Raw genomic sequence first — 14,693 nt, 5'->3', positions numbered from 1 at the left:
CCACAATGGCAACCAAAAATTCAGGCATCCTTTGAGGTTTAAGCCAGACTGAAGCTGAGTTAAGGTGGAGGAATGGCATCAGCCAGATTCTGACAGACTGAATAACCAGGGAGATCGTCATGGATAAGAAAGTAGGCTTTATTGGCTGCGGTAATATGTCTAAAGCCATCATTGCGGGCCTGGTCGCTGCGGGTCAGGTCAAACCTGAAAATATTCTGGTTTTCGACCGTAAACCCGCCACCAACCAGGCGATGCAACAGCAGTACGGCATCACCCCGGCAGAGAGTGCCGAAGAGGTCGCCCGCCAGTCCGATATCCTGTTTGGCGCGGTGAAACCCAATGTGATCCTGTCTGTATTGAAGGATATCGCTGGCAGCCTGCACAAAGAGACGGTGATCGTCTCCATCGCTGCAGGTGTCACTTTGGACTCGCTGGCCACGGTGCTGGGGCATGATCGTAAAATTATACGTGTGATGCCAAATACCCCGGCGCTGGTCAACGAAGGCATGACCTCGGTAACACCCAACGTGCTGGTCACCGCCGAAGAAGCCGATGAAGTGGTGCAAATATTCAACGGCTTCGGTAAAGCCGCGCTGGTGCCGGAATATCTGATTCATGCCGTGGTCGGCGTCAGTGGCTCAGCGCCAGCCTACGTGTTTATGTTTATTGAAGCGATGGCGGATGCCGCCGTGCTGGGGGGAATGCCGCGTGCGCAGGCCTATCAATTTGCCGCGCAGGCGGTAAAAGGTGCGGCGCAGATGGTGCTTGAAACCGGTAAACACCCTGGCGAGCTGAAGGATATGGTGTGCTCTCCGGGCGGTACGACCATCGAAGCCGTAAAAGTGCTGGAACAGAAAGGTTTCCGTTCTGCAGTGATTGAAGCGATGCAACAATGTATGGCGAAATCTGAGCAGATGAGCAAACAGTAATTGACCTGGTGCCGTACCTGCGGCGGCACCGTTCACTTTATTAACTCATCACGCCAGGCAAAATAATCAGCAGAAAAATCACCACAATCAGCATGCGCTTCACCGCGTAATACAGTGTGCGATTGCGTTTTTTCAGGTTCTGCCCTGCATCCCGGGCACGGTTAACGTATTTAAAGATACGGTTGATGCCGCCAACACGATCCCCATCATCATTCGGTGAACTGGCCGCCGACATAATTTTTGCCCCAACCCAACGATTCACTGCCTGCGCCCAGGGCCATTTCATCGGGCGTTCCACGTCACAGAACAGAATAATGCGTGTCTCCTCACTCGCATTTTGCGCCCAGTGCACGTAGGTTTCATCGAAGAACACCGCTTCGCCATCACGCCAGCTGTGCCGTATTCCATCCACCTCAATAAAACAGCGGTTATCATTTGGCGTTATCAGCCCAAGGTGATAGCGCACCGATCCAGCGTAAGGATCGCGGTGTTTACCCAAATGGCTCCCCGCGGGAAGTTCGGCAAACATGGCCGCTTTAACACCGGGGATCTCACTCAGTAATGCACTCGTTAGCGGGCAAAGTTGTTGCGCCGAAGGATGCGCATCGCCGTACCATTTAAGATAGAAGCGTTTCCAGCCGCGCTTAAAGAAGGTATTGAATCCGGCGTCATTAGGCGACTGCGCGGCTTTAATATGATCCTGTAAACGCACCGCCTCCTCCCGAATAACCTGCCAGTTATCGGTCAGCTTTTTTAATTCGGGAAAAACGTCATGATCAAAATAAGGCTGCTTACGCGGCAGCAGGCACAGCCCGGTCATAAACATATTGATGGGTGCCATAAAGGTTGAGTGGTCGAATAACTGTCGTGAGAACTTCAGCTTTATCCGGCCACGCGAGTGGGCATAGATCACGCTAATAATAAAAATACCGATAATGATGAAAGCCACCATACAACACATCCTGTAGTTGTTAGTGAATAACGCACAACAAAGGCCCGGCAGACCGCTGAGGCGTTGGAGAGGAAATAGAGTTTAGGAAAAGAAAATGGCACTGACATTAACAATCAGTGCCACTGATAACCTGAGGCGATAAAAAAGGCTCAGGCGGCCCATCCGCGGGACGGTAGCCCACGATGTATTAGCTTTTTTTCAGGCAATTGCTCATAAAGGTTTTGCGCTCGTCGCCTTTCAGGTTTTTTTCACCTGCCCCGGCATTACAGGTTTTCATCTTCATTTGCTGCGGCGTCATGCCATCCATCTTGCTGTCTTTCTTCAGACAGTTGCTCATAAAGGTTTTGCGCTCATCCCCTTTCAGGGCCTTATCTCCTGCCTGCTGATTACAGACGGTCATTTTTTGCTGCTGTGCGGTTTTCTCTGCGGCGCCAGCATAACCGGCCGCCGTCAGTGAGAACAGGGCAGCCGCTATCAGTAACTGAACTTTCATTCGCATACCATCCCATTATTGTTATAAGCACAATGATCAGTGTGGCACGGCTTTTGTTTTCAGCGAGTGGGTAAACAGGAATATTTTCAAAAAGTGATATGAAAGCGCCCATCACCACATACATGTGAGTTCGATGTGCGTTTAATTGAATCGTGGAACTACTGTCGGGGATGGTGTAACAGGCGATGAATATAACTTTCCAACAAAGAAGCGTCTTTCTTATAATCTGGAGCCATTGCGGTTGATGCCGTCTGCATCGCTTCAGAAATATGGGTATTAATTTGCTGAAGCTGTTCGCCATCCAGCTTACGCAGCAGTGCCGTCACGACGATTTCCAGCGCTTCGACCTGAGCCACCAGTTCTTTCGACTCTTCTTCTTTTTCCGCCAGCCTTACCAGTAATTCAGCAATGAGGTTTTTCATGCGACTGTCTCAGCGAGTTAAAGCAAGACGTTATCATCCACATCAAAAAAAGCAAACTGATATTCGCTTTATATTTTCGTGACTTATGCCCCAAAACAGAGCAATTAAAGCGATGTTTTTTTCGAAACGTTTCGCTGGTGCTCTTCCTGTTTAAACGCTGGCACTCACTTTCGGGGACCTGTCGGCCCCCGAACTGTCAGGTTTTAGCGCCCCTGTTCCATAAAGCCACCGCGAGGCCCACCGCCACCGTGTCCTCCGCCGCCGCCATGTCCTCCTCCCCAGCCACCGCCTGGAGGTGGGAACAGGCATCCGCTTAATGCTGCAACCAGCGCAATGATACTTACCGCTTTAATGACACGAATCATGTGAATCCCTCGTACAACTGTGAATGACAACTGGCGCTGATAGTAAGCGTCGCGTATGCCCCTCACAATGCAGAATTCTCTGGTTCCGGGGCCTTTTTACCCGGCGTAACGACGCTTAACGTTTTCCTGCTATTTCCCCGCTACAACCCTGCGAACGGCGGGCTATTTACAGATTTTCTTTACCCATAAATGTTGCGACCAGCATCGCATTCCCTACTCTTTTTGCTTTACTTCATTCCGTTTCAGCATCAATGTGAGCGCATAACATTTATAAGGAATCTGGCATGACCGACTCTGCACAACTCACTCTGCAACAGCGACTTTCTCAGCGTCACTGGGAAAACCCGGCGGTCACGCAGCTCAACCGTCTGCCCGCTCATCCGCCTTTTTCCAGCTGGCGCCAAAGCGATGCTGCACGGGACGATCGTGCCAGTGAGAGTATTCAGTCACTGAATGGAGAGTGGCGCTTTAGCTATTTCACTCGCCCGGAAGCGGTGCCTGATGAGTGGGTGGCTGCCGATCTGCCCCTGGCTGATTGCTTAGCCGTTCCGGCGAACTGGCAGCTGGCGGGATATGACGCCCCGATCTATACCAACGTGCAGTACCCCATCCCGGTTGATCCTCCGCGCGTTCCTGCCGATAACCCCACGGGATGTTACTCGCTCACATTCGAGTGTCAGCCTGAGTGGCTGGCGACGGGACAGACGCGAATCATTTTTGACGGCGTGAACTCTGCCTTTTATCTGTGGTGCAACGGCGAGTTTATCGGTTACTCGCAGGATAGCCGTCTGCCGGCAGAGTTTGACCTCAGTACCAGCCTGCATGAGGGTGAAAACCGCATTGCGGTGTTGGTGCTGCGCTGGTGTGACGGCAGCTATCTGGAAGATCAGGATATGTGGCGCATGAGCGGGATTTTCCGTGATGTCAGCCTGCTGCATAAACCGACCGTACAGCTATGTGATGTCCAAATTGAGACCGTTCTCAGCCCGGAATATCGTTCTGCACAGTTAAACATCCTGGCACTCACCTCACTGATGGACGCCAGCAATTATCAGCTCCAGGTAGCGCTGTGGCGTGAAGGTCAGGAAATCGCGCATCATCATCAGCCATTTGGCACGCCAGTCATCGACGAGCGCGGACGTTATCTCGACCGCACCCTACTGACATTGCATGTTGACCAGCCCCTGCTGTGGAGTGCCGAAACGCCCCATCTTTATCGCGTTGTCGTTTCCCTTCTGGACGCCAGCGGTACGCTGATTGAAGCAGAGGCGTATGACGTCGGCTTCCGCAAGATCGAAGTGAGTGGCGGCCTGCTGAAACTCAACGGCAAAGCCCTGCTGATCCGCGGGACTAACCGCCATGAACATCACCCGGACTTCGGCCAGGTGGTCGATGAAGCCACCATGATCAATGATATCCTGCTGATGAAGCAGCATAACTTTAATGCGGTGCGCTGCTCACATTATCCAAACCATCCATTGTGGTATCGCCTGTGCGACCGTTTTGGTCTGTATGTGGTGGATGAAGCGAATATTGAAACCCACGGAATGCAACCGATGAATCGACTGTCGGATGATCCAACATGGTTTAACGCCTTCAGCGAACGCGTCATCCGCATGGTGCAGCGCGATCGTAACCACGCCTGCATTATCATCTGGTCACTGGGCAACGAATCTGGCCATGGCAGCACCCATGATGCGCTCTATCGCTGGATCAAGAGCCAGGATCCGAGCCGTCCGGTGCAGTACGAAGGCGGAGGGGCCGATACCGCCGCGACCGATATTATCTGTCCGATGTATGCCCGCGTCGATCAGGATCAACCCTTCGATGCTGTGCCAAAATGGTCAATTAAAAAATGGATCGGGCTGCCGGAAGAAAACCGACCGCTGATCCTGTGTGAATATGCGCACGCCATGGGCAACAGTTTTGGCGGTTTTGATCGCTACTGGCAGGCTTTCCGCCAGTTCCCCCGTCTGCAGGGCGGTTTTGTCTGGGACTGGGTAGACCAGAGTCTGACGCGCCTCGACGAAAACGGTGAGCGCTTCCAGGCTTATGGCGGTGACTTTGGCGACACACCCAACGATCGTCAGTTCTGTATGAATGGGCTGGTGTTTGCGGACCGCACGCCTCATCCGGCACTGTTTGAAGCCCAGCGCGCCCAGCAGTTCTTCCAGTTTGAACTGACCTGCACTGCGCCATTAACCGTACGTATCGCCAGCGAATACCTGTTCCGCCACAGCGACAATGAACATTTGCACTGGCGTATTGAGCATCAGGGAAAAGCAGTAGCAGAGGGACAACATACGCTGGATGTCGCCCCGGAAGGCAGCATTGAATTAACGCTGGGCGCTCTGCCCTCGCTGACCGGCGAGCTGTGGCTGCGGGTTGAGGTGATTCAACCTCTCGCCACCGACTGGTCACCTGCCGGTCAGCGTGTAGCATGGGATGGCTGGCGCCTGCCTGCGGCCCTGGCTCTACCTGAACCGCAGACCGCGGGGGAAATGCCACAACTGAGCCAGGAGCCGCAGTGGATTGAAGTTCGTCGTGGCGAACAATGCTGGCAATTCTGCCGCCAAAGCGGTGAGCTGGTACAGTGGCTGAACGGCAGTGAACCCCAGTTACTCTCTCCACTGCGCGATCTCTTTGCCCGCGCCCCCATTGATAATGATATCGGCATCAGCGAAGTGACACGTATCGATCCGCACGCATGGGTAGAACGCTGGAAACGAGCAGGCCATTATCAGCTGGAAAGTCAGTTGCTGCGTTTGCAAGCCGATGCGCTGAGTGATGGGGTGCAGATCAGAACAGAGCACGCCTGGTTGTCTGCCGGAGAGTTACGTTTCCTCAGCCGTAAATGCTATCGGATTGATCCGCAGGGCGTAATGCATATTGAAGTTGAAGTGGACATTGCCGCCGGACAGCCGGAACCCGCACGCATTGGTCTGCGCTGTCAGCTGGCAGAAGTGGCCGGCAATGCAAGCTGGCTGGGCCTTGGCCCACATGAAAACTATCCTGACCGTCAACTGGCAGCCGAGTTCTCCCGCTGGCAGTTGCCGCTTGACCAATTGAGCACGCCGTATGTCTTCCCCGGTGAAAATGGCCTGCGCGGCGGCACTCAGCAGCTGGCCTACGGTCCCTGGCGGCTCAACGGTGAGTTCCATTTCTCACTCAGCCGCCACAGCCTGGAACAGCTACGCGAGACTTCACACCGTCATCTGCTCCGTGACGAACCAGGGTGCTGGCTGATTGTTGATGGCTATCATATGGGCGTTGGTGGCGATGACTCCTGGAGCCCGAGCGTCAGCCCGGACTTCCTGTTGTCTGAACGCCAGTATCGTTACCAGATGAGTATGTCGCTCGCCCGCTAGACCTTCCCATCCCGGCGCAGCACTGCGGTGCGCCGGGACTGACGATAAACCCAAATCAGTTGCACGCTGTTCACCAGGACCACCACCGCCGTCGCGGCAAATACCCAGCGAAAACCGCCGACAGCGGAGATAGCCGACCCCATCAGTGGCCCGATGACGTTACCGAGGTACATGAAAGACTGGTTATAGCCAAAAATACGCCCGGTCACCTGGTCACTGGAATAGCGCAGCAGCAGCGTCTGCACCGCGGGCATCATCGCACCATCGGCGAAGCCGAGCAGGAAACGGAATATCCCTAACTCCACGGCACTGTCTGCCCACGACATCCCCACAAACAGCACCACGGAAAAAATCAGCGCTGCAAACAAAATACGTTCGGCACCTATTCGGTCACCGAGCTTGCCCAGCGTTGGCGCTGAGAGCAGCGCGGACACACCGGGGATAGCAGCAACCATTCCGCTGACAAAAGCAATATTCTGTACGTTCGGTTCCAGCTCACGCACAAACAGCGTCAAAATGGGGCTAATCGAACCATTACATAGCTGGATCACCAGCGTGGTAACGAACAGGCTGATCACTAATCCCGGGCGACTGAGGGTGTGAAATACCATGCTGCCAGTAAGCTTGTCCTCTTTCTTCACCCGTGGCGGGCCGCCCTCTTTAATCAGAAACAAGGTGATGAGAAAACTGATCAGCAGCAGCCCGGAGGTGATCAGGAAGACCGCCTGTAACCCAACCCAGTCCGCCAGCAGACCTCCCATCAGCGGCCCCATAATAACACCGCAGATCTGCGCGGTACTGACCATACTCAGTGCCCAGCCACTGCGTTCACGCGGTGCCTGCGCGGCGACCAGCGCCATTGCATTAGGGATATAACCGGAAGTCAGCCCCATCAGCGCCCGCAGGGCCAGAAGCTGCCACACGTTGGTGACAAAAGCCTGCAACAGGATCACCACCCCCATTCCCAGAGAAGCACGCAGCAGCATCAGCTTGCGGCCTTTACGGTCGGCAAGGCTGCCCCACATGGGCGAGACAATGGCGGAAACGAGGAAGGTGATGCTGAAAATCAGACCTGACCATAATGTCAGTGCGCTGGGATCCGTAACGCCCAGTTGCTCAACGTACAGCGGGAGAAACGGGATAATCTGGCTGATGGCCAGCCCGGTAAATAAACAACCGAACCAGACGGAGATGAGGTTAACTTTCCAGGATTCCATCTTGCTGTGCGTATAACCTGTCGCGGAGAGCTGAGATTCGAGTGTAACAACACTCCCCTGAGTCGTCAGGTTATTCTCGGTATGTGTCTGATAAAAAGTGTGAGTAAAAAAAATCGGCCGGTATTCAAACGCAAAAAACCCGCCATAAGGCGGGTTTTTTGATTTCGTTTCGTATGATTCAGGTTTAACGCTGTATCATACTAACGAACATTCACTATCTTACAGAGCAGTTACGTTAGCAGCTGCTGGGCCTTTCTGGCCATTTTCGATAGTGAAAGATACTTTCTGACCTTCTTCCAGCGTCTTGAAGCCGCCGTTCTGGATTGCAGAGAAATGTACGAATACATCTTTGCTGCCGTCAGTTGGGGAAATGAAGCCGAAACCTTTCTCAGCGTTGAACCATTTTACTAAACCAGTCATTGACATGGGTCTTTCCTTCAAAATTGTAGTAAGCCACAGTGGGCACAGGGTTTGTCAACAGGGGTTACTATGAGGCACTCAGAAGGAAGTCAGGAAGAAGCTTAGGCTAACGCTTGAACTGAAGACTGCTTTACTAAAATTGCTCGCATACGTGGGTCTGTATCAAAACCGACAGGAGCATTTACTCATAACCCAGGCCTGAGTACAAGTGCTGCTATAATAAAAACGAGATAAAAAACACAACAAATTGATTTTAAACAAAAAATAATTTTAACTTTTTGTTTACCTCAACCGAACTCATACCTCTCATACTGATTTCCATCCGGCCTTCTTACCACGCAGAGTCAATTCTGCCTGTTGTAATTCAGTTACGCTTCGCATCACGGCGGGTATAATGCATCATGGTCTACTCCCCCCCTATTTAATTGCATGCAAGGATCCCAGCAATGTTAGAACTGATGAAAGCCATTAGCCTTGGCCTGGTGGTACTGCTGCCTTTGGCAAACCCACTCACGACGGTGGCGCTGTTCCTGGGACTGGCAGGCGACATGAACTATCAGGAACGCAACCGTCAGGCCGCGCAGGCCTCACTTTATGTATTTCTCATTATGGCCATCGCCTATTACGCCGGAAATGTGGTGATGGATACCTTTGGTATTTCCATCCCAGGGTTGCGTATTGCGGGTGGTCTGATTGTGGCATTTCTGGGTTTCCGCATGTTATTCCCGCAGCAGCACATCGAGCACTCGGTGGAAGCTGAGCATAAAAAGGATGAGTTGAGCGAACATAAATCGGTGAATATTGCGTTTGTCCCGCTGGCGATGCCCAGCACTGCGGGTCCTGGTACCATTGCCATGATCATCAGTAGCGCCTCAACAATTCATAATGGCACCACATTTTCCCCCTGGGTGATTACTGCGGCGCCACCGCTGGTCTTTGCTGCCGTCAGCCTTATCCTCTGGGGATGTCTGCGCAGTTCTGGTGCGATCATGCGTCTTGTCGGTAAAGGCGGTATTGAAGCTATTTCTCGTCTGATGGGCTTTTTGCTGGTGTGTATGGGGGTGCAGTTTATGATTAATGGCATCCTGGAAGTCATCAGCACTTACCACAGCTTGCCGATTTCGTGATAGCAGCAGTAAAAAAAAACTGTTTGTGACTGGCGTTCCAGCGCGCGCCATCTAGAGTAATTAATAATCTTATCTGTTTATTTTCCAGGCAACTGGCGGACTGTTGTTCTGACAGTCCGGTTCAATGTCGATGACGTCATTATCTCACCCTTCAGTGGCCATGTGGCCACAGATGGCGCGTTTGTGGAGGTTAGCCATGAGTCAGCCACTACCCGGCGCCGGACGCGCCATCACCGATTATTTTAATAGTCCGTCATTTCATGCACCGAAAGAGAGCGAATTGCTGGAAGCGATCATGCAGGAGTTGATGCAGTCAGGCAGGACGCCCAGTAATAAAGCCATTATTGCGAATGTCATTGACCGTCTGGAACGGGAAGTCGACGAATCCGTACTGGAAGGATATCGCAACCTGCTGGCACAAATTTTGGAAGGCACGGGATAGCATTATTCATGCATGGCATCGCAGGCAAAAAAAATCCCGCACAGGGCGGGAGAAGACGAACATTGCATATTTTCAGAGTGACGAGGAGATCACTTTTCGGCTGCCTTACCCTACCCCACTGAAGTTGCAGCAAGATGACAGTCCACCATCTCGACCCGTGATTCATTATTCCCTATACGAATGTTTACACGCCAGGCGATTGCCATTCGTCATGGCCTCGTTAAGATAAGCGCCGTACGCAGGCGGAGACGGGCAATGCGCAACTGGCACAACACACTGATAAACCAATTTAAGAAGGTCAGCTTTTATCTGCTGCTTCCCCTGCTATCACTGATTCTATTTATTCGTCTGATCGATGGTATTCGTGCCCCGGATCTTCCCGCTGATATCGCCGGACAAATGCTGCATACCATTGACGGTCAAAACCTGACGCTGGCGGAGCTCAGTGAGAAAACCCCGTTACTGGTCTGGTTCTGGGACCGCTGGTGCGGAACCTGTCATGACACCCTCCCACTACTGATGAGTCTGAATGATAAACGGACCCGTGTACTGACTATTGCCAATCGCTCAGGTGGCGACATCAACCTTGTGCGTTACCTGAACGGACAACATCTGACGCTACCGGTCGTCAATGATCGAAACGGCGAGCTCGCCGCGAGCTGGGGAGTGACGACAACGCCAACATTGTTGATCGTGGCAAATGGGGACGTGGTGGGGACGACCAGCGGCTGGACCAGCTCAGTCGGCATTAGTTTACGACTCTGGTGGGTTAGAAAATGGCACTACTGACGGAGGGCGACCGTATCATCAGGCCGCCCGCACTGAACGGAATAGCGATTTCAACCACAGTTACCCGCAGTAAACCTTGCTGATCGCGCCCTGCTTATCGCCCATGAAATTGATCCGATTAAGATTAAAGTCCATTGTCACTGCAGAGTTATAAGGGATGGCACGCACCGCGTGTTCAAAACGGAGAGATTCAATGGCTGACAGCGGTTTACCCACATACTGCTGATACTGCGATGCACCACACTGGTCCATCTCCGGATCGACCGGCGTTGCTGACACCGTTTTTTCACTGGCCGACTGACAACCCGACAACGCCATTAGTGCGGCAATCACGGTTATTTTCCCATAATGTTTCACGGTTATTTCTCCTTTCAAAGCATAGATAAAACGACAATGCCTTTGAAAGGTTAACAGATTATACCGTTATTGCGCAGCCAGATTTACCCAGGAGACAGTGTGCTTTACCCGTATCAGGCGCACACCCTGTTTATAAAGAAATTCATCATTAGCTATAATTTTAGGACTAATCCTTACAGAGGAGCGTCCTGTGGAACTCGTTATCTTTGTCGCCTTTGCAGTCTTCATGACTCTGGTTGCAGTCAGAGTCCGTTAACCCTCTGCCCGCGCTTCTGCCTCACTCAGGAGCGCGTCAAATCATCCCTCCCGCTGCCGTCACTCTCTGCTACTGGCTTATCCAGCAGCAAATTGAATGCCTCCAGCGGAACGGGGCGCCCCAGCAGATACCCTTGTCCTGCATAACAGGCGCTGCGTTTTAACTCTTCCAGCTGCTCCTGGGTTTCAATACCTTCGGCGGTGACCTCCAGAGAGAAAGCCCTGCCCAGCCCAATAATTCCCTCCACGATAGCGTGCGCCTGCGCATCCTGTGGATACCCTTCCATGTAGGATCGATCCATTTTCATGCTGTCAAAAGGAAAACTCTTGAGATAGCTCAGTGACGCAAAACCCGCGCCAAAATCATCCACGGCGATTTTCACCCCCATCGCTTTCAGCTCACCCATTATTGCCAGGGCGCTTTCCGGGTGATCCATCGTAATATTTTCGGTAATTTCCAGCTCCAGTCGGGAAGCCTCAAGCCCACTGTTTTCCAGCGCGGCGGCAACCCTCAACGCCAGGTTACCCGTGCGAAACTCAATCGGTGAAATATTCACCGAGACGGAGAGCGCCTGAGGCCAGGATGTGGCATCGTGGCAAGCGCGATGCAGCACCCAGTTGCTGATTTCGACAATCAAGCCGGTTTGCTCTGCCAGCGGAATAAAACTGTCCGGCATCACCAGAGCGGGCGGCTGATGTGCCCAGCGAATCAAGGCTTCGGCACCTTCCAACTGGCCACTTTCCAGATGGTAACGCGGCTGATAGTGCAGCCGTAACTCACCGGCAGCGATGCCCCGACGCAACTTACGCTCCAGATCGCTGCGACGTGCCAGCAGTTGCGACATCTCTCCGGTGTAAAACACCCAGCGGTCGCGGCCCTGGCGTTTCGACTTATACAGGGCGATATCAGCCAGACGCAGCAGTTCATCCGCCTCCATGGCATCCTGTGGCGCCCGCGCAATACCGAGGCTGGCACCGATATACAGCTCCTGATCCCCAATAAAGAAGGCGCGGTGCAAATCGTCCAGCAGCCGCTGACAGCATGCTTCAATATCTGCCGTTGTCCTGAGATCGGTCGCAATCAGAATAAATTCATCGCCACCGAGGCGTGCCACCAGATCGCCGGCAGTGAGGCAAGCGCGTAAGCGACGCGCGACGTCAATCAGCACGCTGTCACCTGCCGCATGTCCCCAGGTGTCGTTGATCGGTTTAAAACGGTCGAGATCGAGGCTGATCATCACCAAAGGATGCGAAAATGTGGGCTGTGAACGCAATTTTTCCTGAAGAAACTCCTGCATAAACAAGCGATTTGGCAGCCCGGTCAGTACATCATGTTGTGAAAGATAGTGAACCCGTGCCTGCGCCTCCACTTCATGCGAGATGTCCGACACCGTGCCGCGATACCCCAACAGCTTGCCACGCAGCATGATCGGCTTCGCGACCAGGCTACAAGTGCGCAGCCCGTGATGTACAGATTGCAGATAACAGCGTAGCTGGCTGCGTGGCCCTCCGCTGCGCTGCTGCGCCACCCACTCACTGATCGCCAGCGCGTCGTGACATAAAATTTCGTCAAGCAAGCGGCCCGTTGACATATTCAGACCAAAACCCGTCACAATGGAAAAGCGCCGGGAAAGATAGGTAATACGGCACGAGGCATCCGTTTCCCAAATCCAGTCGGACGTCGCTTCAGCCACATCACGAAAGCGCGCCTCACTGGCTGCCAGCTCACGCTGACTGTGCATCAATTGCAGGAAACGCGTATCCGATAACATCGCCGTATTCATGGCATGATTGATGACACGCCGCGTGACCACGCCAATAACCAGCGCCGCCAGTGCCAGCAGCGGCAGCAGGAATAACAACAAATTCCGCCCAGGCTGGCTCGGGTCCCAGCGCAGCACCAGCGGCTCTCCCTGACTGACATTTTCTTCAATAAAAGGTGAGGTGTAGCGATCGTGTGCATCGTCCGGCACGCGCGCATTTTCCACGCCGACCGCATTACCGAATGCACGCAGTTTGTCGGGGGTAAAACGATAAACGAAGACCATCACTGAAGGTGTGGCTGACAATGTCTCTTCATGGGGCATTTTCCCTCGGGTGATCGGTGCCGCTGCTACCAGCGCCGGGGTTTCACCCATCATGATATTTTCACTGATGACTTTTTGCCCACGCATCTGCTGGCGCGCCCGTTCGACCAGCAGCAACGCCCGATCGCCCAACCACGCTTCCAGAGTGAGAGAAGACAGCTTGCCATCGATCATGGCATAGCGCGTGCGGTTGTCGACATCAACGACAAACACGCCGTTGTAGTGATGCTCACTGAACAAACCGGGGCCCAGATTTTGCTGATGCCACGCCCAGTCAGGGTCAATGGTCAGGTACATATGCAGCCAGGCTTCCTGCCAGAAAGCATAGTCACGCAGTTCCGTCACCTGCGTACGCTGCTGCTCCTGCCAGGCATTGTGCAAGAGCTGGCTTTCCCGAGCGACAGATTCCTGATTCTGATTCCAGGCCACGCCCACGACCATCAGCATGGAAAGAAACAGGGCACTGATGAGCAGCAGCGCCAGTGCCATCAACGTTCTGCGGGCGGCTAGCGTGGCTTTTTGCCCATCGGCTAATTCATACGCCAGCACAGGAGGATGATTCATAATGAAAACCCCTTTATGAAACCACTCGAACCCTTCCTTGTTCGTTTGACGCGCTTATGGCGCTGTACGTTGAACGTCAGTGCCTGTCCCCAGAAAAAAGCTATTCATTAATATCGGCAACAATAGGAAACTATTTAGATATTTTGATGTAAACCGCCATAACTGGCGTATCTCGACAGCCTCTGTCGTGCTTGCTAACATCGCACTCCTTCAGACGCTAAAGAGCCTTACGACCATGACACCATCGACCGACCGGGTCAGCCACACTCTGCTTTGTGCAGGCGTATTTATGGTCTGGTATGCCATTACGGTGATGGTCAGCAGTTTTCCTCATTTCGAGATGCTGAAAAGTCGCGGCCTGCTGATGCCGATCCTCTGCCTGCTGGAGTTCGCCGCCCTCGTGCCGCTTTATCGCTGGTATCAGCAGCATCATAAGGATATTCCTCTGGGCAAGCTGAAACTGCGCCAGATGCTGTTATTTACGGGTCTGTTGCTGGCGGTGATTGCCAGCCAGTCACTCTATCTGCGCCAGGAGGGCTGGATCGGCGAGCAGCTCAGCCATAGCGATCTGACCCTGGTATGGTTTGCCTTTGCGGTGGTGATACTGGCTCCGGTATTTGAAGAGATCCTGTTTCGCGGTTTTATCCTGCAGGCATTCCTGCTGTGGGCGCCGCGCCAGCGCATCGCCTGTGCTCTGCTGGCCTCGATTATTTTCTCCGCGATGCACACCCAGTACGCCCATCTGCAAACCGTGATTGCCCTGATGGTGCTTTCGCTACTGCTGTGCGCCGCACGCATGGTATCCGGTGGTCTGAAACTGCCGATTTTTCTGCATATGCTTAACAATCTGCTGAGTATCGCTCCGTTGCTGTGGCAAATATTCAGCCAGCCATGATGCCTGGTACA

Annotated in this window: 14 protein-coding genes; 6 read left to right on the top strand and 8 right to left on the bottom strand. The window is 53.2% G+C overall.

What is annotated here, in order from left to right:
- Positions 1 to 119: 119 nt before the first annotated feature.
- Complete coding sequence (proC, locus tag LJN55_RS04760) at positions 120 to 929, top strand: pyrroline-5-carboxylate reductase (protein WP_227535771.1); 810 nt, start codon at positions 120 to 122, stop codon at positions 927 to 929.
- Positions 930 to 969: 40 nt separating this feature from the next.
- Here the strand turns inward: proC and lpxO are convergent, their stop codons facing one another.
- The 4 genes from lpxO to LJN55_RS04740 all read right to left on the bottom strand — a co-directional run bounded on the left by lpxO (position 970) and on the right by LJN55_RS04740 (position 3,161).
- Positions 970 to 1,881 (bottom strand): lipid A hydroxylase LpxO, encoded by a 912-nt coding sequence (gene lpxO / locus LJN55_RS04755; protein ID WP_133846259.1) that lies wholly within the window; start codon positions 1,879 to 1,881, stop codon positions 970 to 972.
- Between the two features lie 187 nt (positions 1,882 to 2,068).
- Positions 2,069 to 2,374: a PsiF family protein gene (locus LJN55_RS04750; protein WP_133846258.1), complete on the bottom strand. Its 306-nt coding sequence runs from the start codon at positions 2,372 to 2,374 to the stop codon at positions 2,069 to 2,071.
- Positions 2,375 to 2,532: 158 nt separating this feature from the next.
- The gene (gene iraP, locus LJN55_RS04745; protein ID WP_133846257.1) at positions 2,533 to 2,796 is read right to left on the bottom strand and encodes an anti-adapter protein IraP; all 264 of its coding nucleotides are present in this window, start codon (positions 2,794 to 2,796) and stop codon (positions 2,533 to 2,535) included.
- 203 nt (positions 2,797 to 2,999) lie between these two features.
- Entirely contained in the window at positions 3,000 to 3,161 is a 162-nt protein-coding gene (locus tag LJN55_RS04740) for a hypothetical protein (protein WP_166653759.1), read from the bottom strand.
- A gap of 284 nt (positions 3,162 to 3,445) precedes the next feature.
- Between LJN55_RS04740 and LJN55_RS04735 the strand changes: the two genes are divergently transcribed.
- A complete protein-coding gene (locus LJN55_RS04735; RefSeq protein WP_227535770.1) occupies positions 3,446 to 6,529 on the top strand; it encodes a beta-galactosidase in 3,084 nt (1,027 codons plus the stop codon).
- On the opposite strand, the gene LJN55_RS04730 is transcribed toward LJN55_RS04735, so the two are convergent.
- Positions 6,526 to 7,746, bottom strand: coding sequence for a multidrug efflux MFS transporter (locus LJN55_RS04730; RefSeq protein ID WP_159337637.1), 1,221 nt, complete (start codon positions 7,744 to 7,746; stop codon positions 6,526 to 6,528). The two genes, LJN55_RS04735 and LJN55_RS04730, sit on opposite strands and share 4 nt — an antisense overlap.
- Before the next feature lie 219 nt (positions 7,747 to 7,965).
- Positions 7,966 to 8,172 (bottom strand): transcription antiterminator/RNA stability regulator CspE, encoded by a 207-nt coding sequence (cspE, locus tag LJN55_RS04725; RefSeq protein ID WP_133846254.1) that lies wholly within the window; start codon positions 8,170 to 8,172, stop codon positions 7,966 to 7,968.
- Between the two features lie 440 nt (positions 8,173 to 8,612).
- Between cspE and LJN55_RS04720 the strand changes: the two genes are divergently transcribed.
- The 3 genes from LJN55_RS04720 (at position 8,613) to LJN55_RS04710 (ending at position 10,524) form a co-directional block, all read left to right on the top strand.
- Positions 8,613 to 9,293, top strand: coding sequence for a MarC family NAAT transporter (locus tag LJN55_RS04720; protein WP_227535769.1), 681 nt, complete (start codon positions 8,613 to 8,615; stop codon positions 9,291 to 9,293).
- A gap of 196 nt (positions 9,294 to 9,489) precedes the next feature.
- Entirely contained in the window at positions 9,490 to 9,735 is a 246-nt protein-coding gene (locus LJN55_RS04715; protein WP_133846252.1) for a biofilm development regulator YmgB/AriR family protein, read from the top strand.
- 255 nt (positions 9,736 to 9,990) lie between these two features.
- Positions 9,991 to 10,524, top strand: coding sequence for a redoxin family protein (locus tag LJN55_RS04710; RefSeq protein WP_227535768.1), 534 nt, complete (start codon positions 9,991 to 9,993; stop codon positions 10,522 to 10,524).
- Positions 10,525 to 10,584: 60 nt separating this feature from the next.
- Here the strand turns inward: LJN55_RS04710 and LJN55_RS04705 are convergent, their stop codons facing one another.
- A complete protein-coding gene (locus LJN55_RS04705) occupies positions 10,585 to 10,881 on the bottom strand; it encodes an I78 family peptidase inhibitor (protein ID WP_133846251.1) in 297 nt (98 codons plus the stop codon).
- Positions 10,882 to 11,162: 281 nt separating this feature from the next.
- Positions 11,163 to 13,787, bottom strand: a complete 2,625-nt coding sequence (locus tag LJN55_RS04700) for a bifunctional diguanylate cyclase/phosphodiesterase (protein ID WP_227535767.1) — start codon at positions 13,785 to 13,787, stop codon at positions 11,163 to 11,165.
- Between the two features lie 235 nt (positions 13,788 to 14,022).
- Between LJN55_RS04700 and LJN55_RS04695 the strand changes: the two genes are divergently transcribed.
- Positions 14,023 to 14,682, top strand: a complete 660-nt coding sequence (locus tag LJN55_RS04695) for a CPBP family intramembrane glutamic endopeptidase (protein ID WP_227535766.1) — start codon at positions 14,023 to 14,025, stop codon at positions 14,680 to 14,682.
- The last annotated feature ends 11 nt before the right edge of the window (positions 14,683 to 14,693 follow it).

It is taken from the genome of Erwinia rhapontici (assembly GCF_020683125.1).
Classification (GTDB): Bacteria; Pseudomonadota; Gammaproteobacteria; order Enterobacterales; family Enterobacteriaceae; genus Erwinia; species Erwinia rhapontici.
The sequence above is the reverse complement of the archived record's forward strand: the minus strand, read 5'-3'. Positions and strand labels throughout refer to the sequence as shown.

Coding starts and splice junctions, on each gene's coding strand:
- LJN55_RS04710 (WP_227535768.1), top strand. CDS start 9,991: ATGCGCAACTGGCACAACACACTGATAAACCAATTTAAGAAGGTCAGC.
- LJN55_RS04735 (WP_227535770.1), top strand. CDS start 3,446: ATGACCGACTCTGCACAACTCACTCTGCAACAGCGACTTTCTCAGCGT.
- cspE (WP_133846254.1), bottom strand. CDS start 8,172: ATGTCAATGACTGGTTTAGTAAAATGGTTCAACGCTGAGAAAGGTTTC.
- lpxO (WP_133846259.1), bottom strand. CDS start 1,881: ATGGTGGCTTTCATCATTATCGGTATTTTTATTATTAGCGTGATCTAT.
- LJN55_RS04750 (WP_133846258.1), bottom strand. CDS start 2,374: ATGAAAGTTCAGTTACTGATAGCGGCTGCCCTGTTCTCACTGACGGCG.
- iraP (WP_133846257.1), bottom strand. CDS start 2,796: ATGAAAAACCTCATTGCTGAATTACTGGTAAGGCTGGCGGAAAAAGAA.
- LJN55_RS04740 (WP_166653759.1), bottom strand. CDS start 3,161: ATGATTCGTGTCATTAAAGCGGTAAGTATCATTGCGCTGGTTGCAGCA.
- LJN55_RS04695 (WP_227535766.1), top strand. CDS start 14,023: ATGACACCATCGACCGACCGGGTCAGCCACACTCTGCTTTGTGCAGGC.
- LJN55_RS04700 (WP_227535767.1), bottom strand. CDS start 13,787: ATGAATCATCCTCCTGTGCTGGCGTATGAATTAGCCGATGGGCAAAAA.
- LJN55_RS04715 (WP_133846252.1), top strand. CDS start 9,490: ATGAGTCAGCCACTACCCGGCGCCGGACGCGCCATCACCGATTATTTT.
- LJN55_RS04730 (WP_159337637.1), bottom strand. CDS start 7,746: ATGGAATCCTGGAAAGTTAACCTCATCTCCGTCTGGTTCGGTTGTTTA.
- LJN55_RS04720 (WP_227535769.1), top strand. CDS start 8,613: ATGTTAGAACTGATGAAAGCCATTAGCCTTGGCCTGGTGGTACTGCTG.
- proC (WP_227535771.1), top strand. CDS start 120: ATGGATAAGAAAGTAGGCTTTATTGGCTGCGGTAATATGTCTAAAGCC.